The organism is Streptomyces sp. NPDC014995, assembly GCF_043080745.1.
Lineage (GTDB): Bacteria > Actinomycetota > Actinomycetes > Streptomycetales > Streptomycetaceae > Streptomyces.
In genome coordinates this window covers 1-12750 of record NZ_JBIBVX010000040.1, presented here as the reverse complement: position 1 = coordinate 12750, position 12750 = coordinate 1, and the positions used below count along the sequence as shown (strand labels likewise).

The following is a 12750-nucleotide window of genomic DNA, read 5'->3' as shown; positions in this document are numbered from 1 at the left end:
CAGCCCGATCGCTTACGAGACAGCTTCCGAAACAACATCAACTACGCTGACACCAGCCGCATAACCCGTGTCCAGGACTCGGGGTCAGGGCCCGCCATCGGGTGTTGTTGGTTTGGTGGGGATGGATTGGTTTGGTTCGTTGCTGGGTGCGGATCGATGTCGGTGATCTTCGGTTCCGGCTGAGGCTGGTGGTACGGCAGCGGGGGTTCGCTCTTCCGCCAGCCGGGTTGGATGTCCGGCCGTCAGTCGGCCGTACCGGCCTGTGCTGGGGCATTGTTGGTGGCAGGCGGACCGCACTGCCTCGGCGACCAGTCTGGTGTGCAGGTGGTCGGCGGTGGCCCGGCCGGCCGGTCGGCGGGATGCCCGCTTGTCGGTGGGGGTGTAGGTGTTGTCGCCGTACCAGCGGGTGTCGGTCGTGGTCGGGGTCGGGACGGAAGTCGCGCGGGAGCAGGCCGGGGCGGGTGGTCCTGTGGCCGGTTTCTGCGAAGGCCCAAACCGTCCAGTTCGACGGCCTGTTGTCTCCTATGGCCCGCCTGGAGGATGAGTGCATGCACCTCATTCATGTGCGTTTGGCCGCACTGGACACTGCCTCGCCGTCTACCTTGTCCAGCACCGTGCCGGAGCCGGCGGGTCTGGCCGCGGAACGGCCGGTGGTGCCCGAAGGGCTGCTCGCAGCGGTGCGGGAGCAGGCGGCGGGCGTGTCCGCGGTGGACCATGTCAGCGTGGCAGCGGATGCGTCAGGAGAGTGGGTCGTCGGGCTGTTCGTGACCGAATCTTCGGTCGCGGAGGCCGAGTCGGGTTGCCCGCCGTGTCGTTGAGTGTGCACTGGCCAGGCTGCTGCCGGGGGCTGGCTTGCAGGTGGCCAGCAGCCGCGCGGCGCTGGTTCCGCAACTGCTGACGCACTGGCTGGGCTCTGACGGCGATGGACGTTCTATGCCATGGCCCGATCAGTCCACTGGAGATCACTGGTCCTGACCCTTTAGGCCAGGAAAGCTGGTTGATGTCAGCCCGCGGCGGCCCTCCGCTGGTGGGCAACCGCTTTGCCGGTACAGGAGTACTTCGTCATGCCCAAGAAGGCTGCCCGCGCTCTCGTTCTGTTCCTTCTGGCCCTGGTACCGCTGGTCACGGCTCAGTCGGCGGTGGCGGACACTGCCGCCCAGACGCCGGTGGCGTCGACCAACACCACCGGATGGCAGTGAGCCTTTCATCTGGGCGGCGAAGAGGCGGCTGTCCCGGCCGACGCGCGAGGAGTGCACAGCGATGTATCGAGTAGGGGTTCTGCACAGCCACCCGCTGATCGCGTGGGCCGTGGACCGTGCGCTGTCGACCGTTCCCGACCTGCACGTCAGCGTCCTGGATGCGGAAGGACCGGACCGCGAGTCCGGGCCAGTTGCTGCTCCGGTCTTCGATGTGCTGGTGACCGACCATGTGCCATCGGCCGGCAAGCCGCTGGCCGCGCGTATCGTGCTGATGTCTGCAACGCCTCCCGCGGCGCCCGGGATCGACGAGTATCTGCCGGACCGGTCGTCTCCGGCAGACCTGGTCAGGGCCGTGCACGGCGCGGCGCTGACGGTTCGTCCCTCTGCCGGCGCAGTGCCGCCGCTGCCCGAGGGGGGAGGGCTGTCGCCCAGGGAAGAGCAGGTGCTGGACTTCATCGCCGCCGGCCTCACCCACGCTCAGGCCGCACGCCGCCTGGGGATCAGCCAGCACACGGTCGACACCCATGTGAAACGGATCCGGGCGAAGCTGGGAGTGGGGAACAAGGCCGAGATGGTGCGCCTCGCCCTGGCCCGGGAGACGAGCCCGTTGATGGTCACTGCCGGCGGTAGTCACTGACGTCAAGGGTGCGGTCGACGCGAACGGCGTCGGCCAGGCGCCGGTCGTGTGTAACCAGCAGCAGCGTGCCGTTGAACGAGGTGACCGCCTGTTCGAGCTGTTCCACGGCTTCGATGTCCAGGTGGTTGGTGGGCTCATCAAGTACCAGGCAGTTGACCCCTCGTGCCTGCAGCAGCGCGAGGCCGGCACGGGTGCGCTCGCCCGGCGACAGCGACTGGGCCGGCCGCAGCGCCAAGTCCTGGCCGAGCCGGAACTTGGCCAGCAGTGTGCGGGTCTCGGTGACGTCCAGGCCGGCGGTGTCGCCGATGATGTCGGCGGTGGACCGCTCGGAGTCGAGCAGGGCTCGTGTCTGGTCGATCTCGCCGAGCCGGGCAGCGGTGCTGGTGTGCTGGGTGCCCTCCGCCAGCGGGAGGCGACCGAGCAGGGCACTCAGCAGGGTTGTTTTGCCGCTGCCGTTGGGGCCGGTGATCCGCACACGCTCTCCGAAACCGACCTCGAAAGTGAGGGGCCCCAGACGGCACGCGCCGCGTTGGAGGACTGCCTGGTGCAGGGACAGCGCCGTGCCCGAAGCAGTACCTGTTTCAGCGATCGTGAACTGCAGCCGCCATGGTTCCCTCACCTGCTCAGGGGCTGCGGTATCAAGGCGCTGCACGGCCCGCTCGGCCTTGGCGGCGCCGGCACCGGTGTTCTGTGCACCGGCGAGCCGCGATGCCTTGCGGAACTTGTCGCCGTCGGGCTGCCGTCGCGGGTTGACCGCTCGGGCCGCGCCCTGGCGGGCCCACTCGCGTTGCGTGCGGGCCGCGCTTGTCAGCTGCTGCCGGGTGGCCTCGTACGCGGCGTAGGCCTCGACAGCGCGCTGGCGTGCGACGGCGCGCTCGGTGACGAAGCTGTCCCACCCTCCGCCGTACTCGCTGGTGCGGCGGGTGAACTCGTCCAGTTCCACGACTTTGTCCACCGTCGCGGCAAGGAAGGCCCGGTCGTGGCTGATCAGCGCGATGCCTGCCCGGCTGCGCCGGACATGGTGCTCCAGCCGGGACAGGCCGTCGTCGTCGAGATCGTTGGTCGGCTCGTCCAGCAGCAGGATGTCCGGCTGAGCCAGCAGCACGGCAGCCAGTGCCAGCCGTGCCCGCTGCCCGCCGGACAGCTCCATGGTGGCTCGCGCATCGAGTTGCAGCCCGAGATCGGCCGCGACATCGGCGGCACGCTCGGGAAGATCGGCTCCACCCAGGGCGAGCCACCGGTCCCACGCCTGTGCATAGGCATCGTCCGCGCCGGGCGATTGCCGCTCCAGCAACTGGGTGGCAGCGTCGAGTTCCTGCTGCGCCTGCGCGACGCCGGTGCGGCGGGCGAAATAGTCGCTCAGTGGCTCACCGTCGCGCATGTCCCGCTCCTGGGCGAGGCGGATGACGGTGGCGGTCACCGGGGCGCGGGTCACGCTGCCGCTGTCCGGGACCAGGTCACCGGCGGCTATCCGCAGCAGGGTCGACTTCCCGGTTCCGTTCGGGGCGACGATGCCCACCCGTTCCCCGGCAGAGATCGACAGATCTGCCCCGTCCAGAACGGTGAGACCGCCGTAGGCGTAGGTGATGCCGGTGCAACGAAGCTGGGCCACGGTGTGAATGCTCCTTACGAAATCGTGGTCACTGCCGCCTGGTCGAGGCGGTTCCTGACTGCCGCGGGCGATGCGAGCTGGACGACACCGGGGACGATGAGCACCACATAGGTGGACGTCAGCAAGACGATCACCGCCACAATCGCGAACGGCGTGATGCCCATCAGGGCGACCAGCAGGGGAGCGGCGGCCAGCGCGACAGGCTGCAGGCCGAAGCTGGCCAGGGCCTCCAGCGCAAAGACCCGGCCCTGCACCTCGTCGGGGAACTCGTTCTGCAGCGAGCTGTACCACAGGACCATGAAGCAGCCGACGCCGACCGAACCGGTTCCCACCGCCACGCAGAAGCCCCACAGCGGAACCTCGACCATCAGGCACACCGGTGTCAGCAGACATGGCGCCAGTGCGTTCATGGCCCAAAGGCCCGGGCGGTTGGAGGTGATCCTGGCGCCGGCTACGGATCCGAGCACTGAGCCGACGAACGTCGCGGCGCTCACCCAGCCGAACGCCTCCAATCCGTAGCGCTCCTGACTGACCATCGGCACGAGTACGTAGTTCGGGCCGAACAGGAAGAACACCTGTGCCGTGCCCTGGAGCATCAGCGCCGCCACCCACGGACGGCGCCGCACCTCGACCAGTCCGGTCTTGGCCTCGGCGAACACGGCGCGCAGCCCTTGCTCCTGCTGCTCCTGCTCGACTTTGATACGCGGCAGCCGCAGCCACACCAGCGTCAACAGGCTGATCACGAATGTAGCCAAGTCGACCAGAAGCGTCCGGGGCGGCGAGACGCCCGAGAGCAGCACACCGGCCAGCAGCGCCCCGATCAGCCCGCCCACCCGCTTGGTGGCGGCGTCGATGGCGTTGGCGCGCTGCCGCAGGTCCTCCCTGACGACCTGAGCCAGTGCTGCACGGTGGGCCGGCTCGTACAGCGCTGCGCCGGCGCCGGTGAGAGCCGCGGCGATGAGCAGCGGCGTAAGGGGCCCGTGCGAGGCGAAGAGCAGGAAGCCGCCGACGCCGATGACGCGGAAGACGTCGGCCGCCGCCATCACCACGCTGCGCGAGTAGCGGTCGGCGACGACACCTCCGAGAAGGAGCAGCACGCCCATGACCGCGGATTCGACGGCGAGCAGCAGACCGAACGTACCGGCGCCTCTGCTGGGCACGACGAGCGCCGGCAGCACGACGATGGTCAGCTGATTGCCGAGAGTGCTGGTGGCTTGGCCGAGCCAGAACATCCGGTAACGGGGGTCACGGACCAAGGTCCGCACACTGGCTTGTGTCATCCGAGGGGGGTCCAATGCTGTGCAGGCGGCAAGGGGCGACGCTATCCGAGGGGGTGGGGCCAGCGCGCGTCGATATCGGCACCGTCGCCGAGCACTGTCCTGATTCGCTCGCGGAAGGCGGGGGAGGGGCTGCCGAAGTCCACGGTGAGCAGTTGCTCCGATGTGGCCCGGGCGATCTTCCACGCGGCCTCGTCAGGACCGTGTGCGGACAGGTCCGTCACCGAGACCACACTGCGCAGGCCCTCGAGAGAGGTCGATGCTGACGCCAGCTCACGCTGCTCTGTCCCGGTCGTCAAGAAGCCGGTCAGGGCCGACGGCACCTGTTCGTGCGCGAAGTAGGCCTCGTGCTCCCAGGGTTCGGTGATCGCAACGGTTACCGGGTTGCTGCTGGTGAAGGGCGCGGTCTTACGCAGCACGCGCCGGTAGAACAGCGCTTTGGCGATCTCCCTGAGGGCGCGCTCGGCTGCGGACGCCTCATCCGTACCGGCTCCGGAGGCGGTGATGATGCCTCCGTGGGCGAGGCTGTGGACGACGGCCATCACGGCAGGGACTACTTGCGGACGCTCTTGAGCTGGGCAGGCGTCTGCCGCGCGGGGCGGGGGAGGCCGACCTGATGCTGGTGAACGCGCTATGACAGCCTCGCGTGCTGGTGCTGGACGAGGCACAGCGCCTTCCGGGGCCGGCGTGTGGATTGGAGGGGTATGTGTAAGGCGGGGGTTGCTTTTCTTCTGGTGTCTCGTTGATGGCTTCGGTGGCACGTGCATGGTTCAGGCGCCACCTGAATGAGGGTTGTCGCGGGATGGTGGTGTGGTGTGGGGGAGCGGTTTCTTCGGCTGATCGAGGGCGGGCTTGTCACCTCGGAATCCGATGTCAACCAGGCGCGGGATGAGTGGCTTTCCAGGCCCGTTGCACAGAGGCGTTTGTCTCGACGTGGGTGGTACGGGGTTTCGCCGACACGACGATCAGTTGCTACACGTCCCTGCTGGAACGACCACTTCGACCGGCCGGTGTGGCAGATCGAGCCCGCCGACGTGGACGCCATGCTCCGCCAACTGCTGCTGGCGGGCCGGGCCGCGGGGACCAGGCGCCAGTACCTGCAGATGCTTCGTACGTTCCACGGCTTCGTCCGGGACCGCTACGCCACCGAGCTCCGCGCCCTGTACGGCAGGGCGGTGGGCGACCCGCTGGGCCGGTTTAACCGCTTGAGGCATGTCTGGGACGACACCCCTCGTCGGCTGCCGCCCACGGCTGAGCGCCTGACGGCGTTCTTCGCCTTCGCCCGCGCGCGCCTGGCGGCCGCGTCCGACTATCCGGCCGCGGCACGGGACTACGCACTGAGCCCCCGCCAACCTGAAAATCCCTGGTCAGCAGGGCTGGTGTGACCGTGTTCCGGGGTACTCGTGCTGATCGTGGGCGGAAGTCTTCGTCGTAGATCGTCTGTCAGCGGTTGATCTCGAGGTTCGTCAGGACGAGCAGGGCTCGCAGGAGCTGGGTGGCGTGGGCGGGGTCGGTGCGGAGCTTGGTGAGGATCCGCCAGTTCTTGAGGTGAGCGAAACCGTGCTCGACCGGTGCGCGTCCGACGGCGAGTACGCGGTTGGCCTCCTTCTGGCCGGGAGTGAGCTTGTGGGTGCGGCTGGAGTGGTAGCCGGTGACGATCACGGGGTCGAGTACGTCGTTGTCCAGGCCGCGGAAGCCGAGGTCCGCCAGCGCTCCGAGACCGGCCGCGCGTAGGTGGGCCAGAATGTGGTCATGGCGGGCCGCGGTGTTGTCATGGGTGCGGCCGGGACGGGCGGCAGAGATCCAGACCAGGCGGCCCCTCTCGTCAGTGAGGGCGAGGAAGTGCAGACCATGGTGGCGGTGCTTGCCGGAGTAGTTCTTGCGGTCGTCCTTCCCGGTGCGGCGCTGGGTATGGACCAGGGTGCCGTCAATCAGGACGACCTCTCCACCCTGCCGGACGATCTTCTTCAGCGCGCGGTCCACGCGCGGAGCCTGCGCGGCGAGGAGAGCGATCACCTCGTCGCGCCAGCGACGGACGGTGGACTCGGAGACGCTACTGCCGCCAGCCATGTCAGCCAGGCGCTGGTCGTGGCGCAGTACGGCCAGGACGATCACCGCGATCTTCCCGGGCGGCAGGATCCGCCACCTTGATCGAATCGCCTTCAGGTGACGCCGCAGCAAGTCGGCGAGGTGGTTCACGGTGCGCGTGGACAGCGACAGACGGCACTGATAGACAAGCGGGAAGGTGCTGTCGGTGTGCTCTTCGGTTGTGGTCACACATTTCCAACAGCCGCCGGGAGCGCCCCGGTTACGGCCGCTCAGCACCGCCCGCGGGCAACGCTTCCATGGTCACAGCCGGGTGGTGAACCGTCCGTCGGGCTGTTTCCGCAGCCAGCCGCGGTCGGCCAGCCTGATCAGTTTCCCGCGCAACGGCTCCAGCTTGCTCTTCACGCCGACGTCCACCCCCAGCACTTCGCCGACCTGCCGGGCCTTGACCGGACCGGCGGCCTGCCGCACGACGGAGAGAATGCGCTGGTAGTCCGGCGGAAGCATGGTCTCCTCCACATTCGCCGCACGGTGCGGGATGACCATCACCGCCCGGCCGCCCACCTGCCCAGGGACCGGCGCGAACACTGCCCGTTCCTCGGCGATCTGCTCGCTCATCCGTTCCAGGACCTTCTCAGCAACGGCGAGCTCATCGCGCTCGGCCCGGACCTCTATCAGATGCTTGGCCAGCTGCTCTTCGAGCTCATCCAGTTCCGCGCGCCGCGCGGTGATCCGTTCCAGCAACTCGGGATCCAGCTGCACCGGATCGTAGAGGGTCATCCGGCCCCAGCAGGTGGGAATCGGTTGTCCGGGAATGCCGGGCGTCGGGATCAGCGGGGCGGGAGGAAAGCCAGAGAGCGGTCCCACTGGTCAGCCGCGCGAAGCAGCGCTGCGGCGTCCAACCTGACCTCCACGATGTACTGGTAGATGTCAGCCCTGCCCTCACCTTGTTGCCACGGAGGTGCCGCCTCCAGGGATAGATGAACGCGAATCACTGCGGTCCCACCTGCGATTCGATTGGCGAGGCTGAAAGCCAAGACCGGCTCGATGAACGACAGGTCCGGGGACAGCTCACCTTCGGCATCAGGTTCGGTGACGTCCACCGTCCCTGCGGCCACCGCGCGCAGCCACGCGGACACCTGGCGGGCCTCATCGGTGAGCAGACACGCATCGGCGAAGGACCAGTCTCCCTCAGGAGTCATCACCGTGCCGTCAATGACCAGCCAGTTGTCGTCGTACGAGTCGCCCCGAACGATGGCGAACTGATAACGCACTGGGCGGAGGTCGACACTGCTGGAGCGATCGTTCAGGAGCACGGGGCCAGGATGGCATGCACCGGCCAGCAGGACGAACCGTGTTTCCCAGCCCGGGTGCACGGACCGGAGCGCTGTTCCGGACTCCGCTTCGGAGACAGTCCCGACCTCTGGCAGACGATCTTCTCGATGGACTCCCGCCCACGATCAGCACGAGTGCCCCGGAACACGGTCACACCAGCCCTGCTGACCAGGGATTTTCAGGTTGGCGGGGGCTCCGTGCACGACATCAAGGCTGCCCGCACCCACGGCATCATCGATGTCTTGGCGGAGGTCGGCCTGGTTTGCTACGGCGACAAGGGCTACCAGGGCGCTGGCGGCACCCTACGGGTGCCCTTCCGCGGCAAACACCGCAGCCTCTCCTCCGGCCAGCAGGCCGCAAATGTCGCCCACGCCCGCATCCGCGCCGTCGGCGAACAGGCCATGGCTACTCTGAAGAGCTGGCGTCTCCTGCGCAAACTGCGGTGCAGCACCACCCGCATCACCGGTCTCGTGCAGGCCGTCCTCGCGCTTCACATCGCATGGGCCTGAGGTTGGAAAGGGCTCATCGGATCTCTCTCCAGGTTGCCATGGAAGGCGGGGAGCCGCCGCCCGCCGTGGTGGGCGGCGGCTCCCCGTCCCGGACCGGTCTAGAAGTCCTCGTCGATCACGAAGTCCCTGCCGATGATCACGACCCGTTCCAGGCGCCCCTTGTGGGAGAACTGACTGAGGCCGTCCCTGGCGGTGTCCTCGCTCATTCCGCCGGGCCGCAGGTCCACGTAGGCGACGTCCACCTGCTGGTGTCGGTCCGCCTTCTCCAGGTGCTTCTTGAGTCCGTCACTGCGATGGCTCGTCATCGACTCGAAGTCGGCCTGCTTGTCGTCGACCCAGGCGTCACCCCTGCTTGGATTCGGCCGACTGTCGTTGCGCGCGGGCCAGGTGCCGACAGCGCTGCCGCGGGTGGCGGCGACAACGCCCTTGAACGGCACACGCAGCAACGTTTGTCAGTCCACGTCCTCGAGGAGGCCCATCTCCTCGTCGGTGAGGCGGTCGAAACAGGACTCCTTCGTCGCCATGGCGCTGGATTCGACCCAAGGCCGCATGCTGCCGTGCCGGGCGTTCAGGATCCAGCCCTGATTCTGGTACGTGGTTATGACCTGGATACCGCCGTTCTGCATCGACACCTCCTCGGTGGGCGTCGTCCCCTTCCAGCCGTGGGCGCCCAGGTCAGCCAATATGGTGTCGAACTGCCGACGGGCCTTCGCGGCGGCCTCCCCGGAGGCGCCCGTGGCGTCGTCGGACGACCAGGTGACCACACAAGGTGACAGCCGGGCTGCGAGGACTGTCACTTTCTGCTCCTTCTCCGTGGCCGCCGCTCCGGTCGGCCGGCGAGGCTTCGGGAAGCCCACTTCGGTCTCTCCCTCGGGGAAACCGGCCGCCACGCCGGCAGCGTCCATCGCCTGACGTACGGTGTCCTGTCCGAAGGGCGCCTGCGTCGAGGGCACGGCGGCGGATCGGGCGGGGCGCTCGTCGGCGTCTCCGCAGCCGGCGACATGCACCAGCCCGGCGACGGCCGCCGTCTATCCGGTTCTGCGCAGGAGGCGGCTCACCAGCCGTCGCCGATGTCGAAGTTGGCGGTGATCGGCATTCCACCCGGGTCGAAAGCAATCAGGAGATATCCGCCCAGCGCGGCCAGACCGTCGCACAGCTTCTCCGCCAGTTCCCAGGTCTCGACCTCCTCGGACAAGGACCAGCCGCTCAACATCGCCGGCACCTTCTCGAATGGCCAACCCGGCTCCCCGTCGTCAACATACACAGACACGATCAGCTCGGCGTTTCTGAATTCATAGCTGTAGCCCGCAAATTTCGCAACAGCCACTTTTTCGTCAGGCGGGATCGCGAGAATGCGGGCGACGTCGAGCCACAGCCGATCACCGAACTGTTTGCATCCTTCCGCGTCACCGGTCGCCCCAACCCGGATATCGATGCCGCTCGCGCTGTCCCCGTACGCCGTCTCGAACTTCCCCACCGAGTATCTCTCCGTCTCTTTGCCCAGCGGGTCCGGGAGCCGCCCGTCAGACGACCCCGGACCCTTAGGAACTACAGATCGTATTCGATCGCGTATCCCCTGCCGAACACTATCACTCTCTGAATATTTCCTCTGCTCGTACTGTTTCTGAACATTCGAAGTCCATCTCTCGCATCGTCCTCCTCCATACCACCGGGACGGAGATCCACCACCGCGAGTTCGACCTGCTGATCGACATCAGCCTTCTTCAGATGATCCTTGATCCCGTCTGCACGCCGGCTCTTCATCGCCTTGAAGTCAGCCCGCTTGTCGTCGACCCACGCGTCACCCCTGTGTGGATTCGACTGCCTGTCGTTGCGCGACATCACCGACTTGCCCGTAATGGCAAGCGTCAGGGCAATCTGAAACTCGTCGTGGTCGAAGGCGAATTCTCCCCCCTTCTTATGGGTGCCTTTCGCCTTCCAGGACTCATCGATTCGTGCCATGATCTCCGCGGCGTCTTCCTGGTCCGCCCCGAACAGGTCGGTGAGCGCCTCACCCAGCTTGGAACCCGTGCACCCTTCCCTTACGCCACCGAGACAACGAACCGAGTCCTCAACTTCCTCCGCCATCTCCTTCCAGGGATCGGAAAGGTCACACTCTCCGTCGAGGATCTGGTTCACCCGCTCCTTGCGGAGCATCGCCGCGATCTCGTGGTTGGTGAACAGGATCTCCTCGATGCTGCGCGAGTAGCGCGGCGCGCCCGGCGGGGCGCTGCCGGAGCGGCCGTCCTTGTAGACGTACGAGGTGCCAGCGGCGCTCTTCTTCTTCGGCTTCCCGCCCTTGGCCTTGCGCTCCTCCTCGGTGTCCGGGATGCCGCCGGTGCAGGAGATCTCACCGGTGTGGCATTCGGGCACGCCGAGTCCGGACGGATCGGCGACGGTCGTCGGGTTGTTGTTGGCGTAGCCGTAGCCGTAGCCGTTGAGCGACTGGTGCTGGTCCGGCATCAGCAGCGGGTCGACGCTGAGGAACTGACCCGTGGAGGTGTCGTACTCGCGGGCGCCGACCTGGGTGAGACCGGTGGAACTGTCGGCGCTCTTGCCGAGGAAGCCCTTGTCGTCCGGCCAGGTGCCGACGGTGCTGCCGCGGCTGGTGCCGAAGGGCGTGGTGTACCGCTTGCTCAGCGACTGTGTGCTGTCGCTGCTGATCGAGACGGTGCTGGTGCCGTGGTGGTCACCGGAGAGGTAATGGACCTTCTCAGTGCCCGACGCGTTGCTGCGCACTGCGATGTTGGCGCCGCCCACTGCGTAGTAGCGGTTGGCCCATTTCTTGCCGCTCTTCAGGTGCACCTCGGTGGCTCCGAGGTACAGCACGGTCTCGCCGTCCGTGGCGGTGCTGCGGCGGATGAGGAGGGTGCCGTCGGCGTCGTAGAGGTAGTCGGTGGCCGCGGTACTCTCGGTGAGCTTGCCGAGGCGGCCCTCGGAGTTCCAGAGCAGGGACTGCTTGGTGGTGGAGCCCGCGGATTCCACGCGGGTCTCGGTGTTGCCGGCCGCGTCGTAGGTGTACTGGGCGGCCGCCGCCGGGTCGCACGTGGCCGCGGTCGTGGTCGACTTCAGGGCGTGCTTGCGGGCGGGGTCGTAGCAGTAGGTGGTGGTGACCGGGGTCTGGACCGCCGTGTTGCGGGTCTCGGTGGCCCGCTGGCCGGACGCGGTGTAGGTGTAGCTGGTCCAGTAAGACATCGTTTCTTTTGGTGCCTGTCCGCCGTCCACGTTGTCTTGTCATTGCGGTGTGAGAGCCTCCGGGCATGAGTTACGACTTGGCCGTCTGGGAAGGAGAGCGGCCGGCGGATGACAGGACCGCCGGACGAGTCTTCACCGATCTCTTCGACCGCTACCTGGAGCCGGATGTGGACTCTCCTCCGACCGAGCGCATCGCGGCTTACGTTGCCGCGCTTGTTGAGCGGTGGGGTGACGTGACTGATGATGTGGAGGACGCATCGCCTTGGGCCGCAGGGCCGTTGATCGGCGGGGCCGGTGGCCCGCTCGTCTACTTCCCGATGAGTTGGAGCAGGGCTGAGGAGGTCTCCGCTTGGGCAGCGGCTCTCGCGGACTCGATGGGGCTGGTCTGCTTCGATCCTCAGCAGAATCGACTCAGGTCCTGACGGACTTGGTCAGGCGGCGGTATCCGATCAAAGCGCCGCCAGACCGACGAAGGCGAGGAAGTGCTCGGCCTTGCGTTCGTAGCGACGGTGCAGGCGGCGGCATCCGGCGAGCCAGGACACCGTCCTCTCCACGACCCAGCGGTGGCGGCCCAGCCGCTTGGAGGACTCGATGCCCTTGCGGGCGATGCGGTGGCGGATTCCGCGCTTGCGTAGCCATCGGCGCAGGTGGTCGTAGTCGTACCCCTTGTCGGCGTGGAGCTTGGCCGGACGCCGGCGGCGCGGGCCGCGTCGGGAGCGGATGGGCGGGATGCCGCGTACGAGCGGTTCCAGGCCGAGGCTGTCGTGCATGTTGGCGCCGGAGATGCCCAGGGACAGGGGGAGCCCGTTCCGGTCGGTGATCAGGTGGATTTTCGATCCGCTCTTGGGCCCTGACCCCGAGTCCTGGACACGGGTTATGCGGCTGGTGTCAGCGTAGTTGATGTTGTTTCGGAAGCTGTCTCGTAAGCGATCGGGCTGCG

Annotated in this window: 16 protein-coding genes and 1 pseudogene; 6 read left to right on the top strand and 11 right to left on the bottom strand. The window is 67.3% G+C overall.

Translation table 11 applies throughout. The annotated features are described in order from the left end of the window. Window positions 1-548 precede the first annotated feature (548 nt). From ACF1A1_RS39085 to ACF1A1_RS39075, 3 genes are all read left to right on the top strand, one after another. Entirely contained in the window at window positions 549-818 is a 270-nt protein-coding gene (locus ACF1A1_RS39085; protein WP_392006933.1) for a hypothetical protein, read from the top strand. Window positions 819-1064: 246 nt separating this feature from the next. Beyond that, the gene (locus ACF1A1_RS39080) at window positions 1065-1199 is read left to right on the top strand and encodes a hypothetical protein (protein ID WP_392006931.1); all 135 of its coding nucleotides are present in this window, start codon (window positions 1065-1067) and stop codon (window positions 1197-1199) included. Between the two features lie 61 nt (window positions 1200-1260). Continuing rightward, window positions 1261-1836, top strand: a complete 576-nt coding sequence (locus tag ACF1A1_RS39075; RefSeq protein ID WP_392006929.1) for a LuxR family transcriptional regulator — start codon at window positions 1261-1263, stop codon at window positions 1834-1836. Here the strand turns inward: ACF1A1_RS39075 and ACF1A1_RS39070 are convergent. From ACF1A1_RS39070 to ACF1A1_RS39060, 3 genes are read right to left on the bottom strand one after another with little or no spacing between them, the layout of a single operon-like run. Then, window positions 1814-3448, bottom strand: coding sequence for an ABC-F family ATP-binding cassette domain-containing protein (locus ACF1A1_RS39070; protein ID WP_392006927.1), 1635 nt, complete (start codon window positions 3446-3448; stop codon window positions 1814-1816). The genes ACF1A1_RS39075 and ACF1A1_RS39070 overlap by 23 nt on opposite strands. 14 nt (window positions 3449-3462) lie before the next feature. Further along, entirely contained in the window at window positions 3463-4728 is a 1266-nt protein-coding gene (locus ACF1A1_RS39065) for an MFS transporter (RefSeq protein ID WP_392006925.1), read from the bottom strand. Between the two features lie 41 nt (window positions 4729-4769). After that, window positions 4770-5267: a hypothetical protein gene (locus ACF1A1_RS39060; protein ID WP_392006923.1), complete on the bottom strand. Its 498-nt coding sequence runs from the start codon at window positions 5265-5267 to the stop codon at window positions 4770-4772. Window positions 5268-5735: 468 nt separating this feature from the next. On the opposite strand from ACF1A1_RS39060, the gene ACF1A1_RS39055 reads away from it, so the two are divergent. After that, the gene (locus ACF1A1_RS39055; protein ID WP_392006921.1) at window positions 5736-6110 is read left to right on the top strand and encodes a hypothetical protein; all 375 of its coding nucleotides are present in this window, start codon (window positions 5736-5738) and stop codon (window positions 6108-6110) included. Between the two features lie 58 nt (window positions 6111-6168). On the opposite strand, the gene ACF1A1_RS39050 is transcribed toward ACF1A1_RS39055, so the two are convergent. The 3 genes from ACF1A1_RS39050 to ACF1A1_RS39040 form a co-directional block, all read right to left on the bottom strand. Then, the gene (locus tag ACF1A1_RS39050; protein ID WP_392006920.1) at window positions 6169-7002 is read right to left on the bottom strand and encodes a transposase family protein; all 834 of its coding nucleotides are present in this window, start codon (window positions 7000-7002) and stop codon (window positions 6169-6171) included. A 72-nt stretch (window positions 7003-7074) separates the two neighbouring features. Continuing rightward, window positions 7075-7551 carry a hypothetical protein gene (locus ACF1A1_RS39045; protein ID WP_392006918.1) on the bottom strand — a complete coding sequence of 159 codons (477 nt, stop codon included), beginning with the start codon at window positions 7549-7551 and terminating at the stop codon, window positions 7075-7077. A 50-nt stretch (window positions 7552-7601) separates the two neighbouring features. After that, window positions 7602-8087, bottom strand: a complete 486-nt coding sequence (locus tag ACF1A1_RS39040; RefSeq protein WP_392006916.1) for a hypothetical protein — start codon at window positions 8085-8087, stop codon at window positions 7602-7604. A 9-nt stretch (window positions 8088-8096) separates the two neighbouring features. Here ACF1A1_RS39040 and ACF1A1_RS39035 point away from each other — a divergent pair, with 9 nt between their 5' ends. After that, window positions 8097-8615, top strand: a complete 519-nt coding sequence (locus ACF1A1_RS39035) for a transposase family protein (protein WP_392006914.1) — start codon at window positions 8097-8099, stop codon at window positions 8613-8615. A 98-nt stretch (window positions 8616-8713) separates the two neighbouring features. Here ACF1A1_RS39035 and ACF1A1_RS39030 read toward each other — a convergent pair whose 3' ends face one another. From ACF1A1_RS39030 to ACF1A1_RS39015, 4 genes are all read right to left on the bottom strand, one after another. After that, window positions 8714-9061, bottom strand: coding sequence for a hypothetical protein (locus tag ACF1A1_RS39030; protein WP_392006912.1), 348 nt, complete (start codon window positions 9059-9061; stop codon window positions 8714-8716). A 6-nt stretch (window positions 9062-9067) separates the two neighbouring features. Further along, complete coding sequence (locus ACF1A1_RS39025) at window positions 9068-9412, bottom strand: hypothetical protein (RefSeq protein WP_392006910.1); 345 nt, start codon at window positions 9410-9412, stop codon at window positions 9068-9070. Between the two features lie 257 nt (window positions 9413-9669). Then, window positions 9670-10092 (bottom strand): hypothetical protein, encoded by a 423-nt coding sequence (locus tag ACF1A1_RS39020; protein WP_392006908.1) that lies wholly within the window; start codon window positions 10090-10092, stop codon window positions 9670-9672. Between the two features lie 71 nt (window positions 10093-10163). Further along, a complete protein-coding gene (locus ACF1A1_RS39015; protein WP_392006906.1) occupies window positions 10164-11810 on the bottom strand; it encodes an RHS repeat-associated core domain-containing protein in 1647 nt (548 codons plus the stop codon). Window positions 11811-11875: 65 nt separating this feature from the next. On the opposite strand from ACF1A1_RS39015, the gene ACF1A1_RS39010 reads away from it, so the two are divergent. Continuing rightward, window positions 11876-12232, top strand: coding sequence for a hypothetical protein (locus ACF1A1_RS39010; RefSeq protein WP_392006905.1), 357 nt, complete (start codon window positions 11876-11878; stop codon window positions 12230-12232). Here the strand turns inward: ACF1A1_RS39010 and ACF1A1_RS39005 are convergent. After that, window positions 12222-12676, bottom strand: a pseudogene (locus ACF1A1_RS39005) (IS5 family transposase); the annotation flags it as partial. The gene ACF1A1_RS39010 and the pseudogene ACF1A1_RS39005 overlap by 11 nt on opposite strands. Window positions 12677-12750 lie beyond the last annotated feature (74 nt).

Coding starts and splice junctions, on each gene's coding strand:
- ACF1A1_RS39010 (WP_392006905.1), top strand. CDS start 11,876: ATGAGTTACGACTTGGCCGTCTGGGAAGGAGAGCGGCCGGCGGATGAC.
- ACF1A1_RS39060 (WP_392006923.1), bottom strand. CDS start 5,267: ATGGCCGTCGTCCACAGCCTCGCCCACGGAGGCATCATCACCGCCTCC.
- ACF1A1_RS39035 (WP_392006914.1), top strand. CDS start 8,097: ATGGCATGCACCGGCCAGCAGGACGAACCGTGTTTCCCAGCCCGGGTG.
- ACF1A1_RS39080 (WP_392006931.1), top strand. CDS start 1,065: ATGCCCAAGAAGGCTGCCCGCGCTCTCGTTCTGTTCCTTCTGGCCCTG.
- ACF1A1_RS39075 (WP_392006929.1), top strand. CDS start 1,261: ATGTATCGAGTAGGGGTTCTGCACAGCCACCCGCTGATCGCGTGGGCC.
- ACF1A1_RS39045 (WP_392006918.1), bottom strand. CDS start 7,551: ATGACCCTCTACGATCCGGTGCAGCTGGATCCCGAGTTGCTGGAACGG.
- ACF1A1_RS39015 (WP_392006906.1), bottom strand. CDS start 11,810: ATGTCTTACTGGACCAGCTACACCTACACCGCGTCCGGCCAGCGGGCC.
- ACF1A1_RS39065 (WP_392006925.1), bottom strand. CDS start 4,728: ATGACACAAGCCAGTGTGCGGACCTTGGTCCGTGACCCCCGTTACCGG.
- ACF1A1_RS39085 (WP_392006933.1), top strand. CDS start 549: ATGCACCTCATTCATGTGCGTTTGGCCGCACTGGACACTGCCTCGCCG.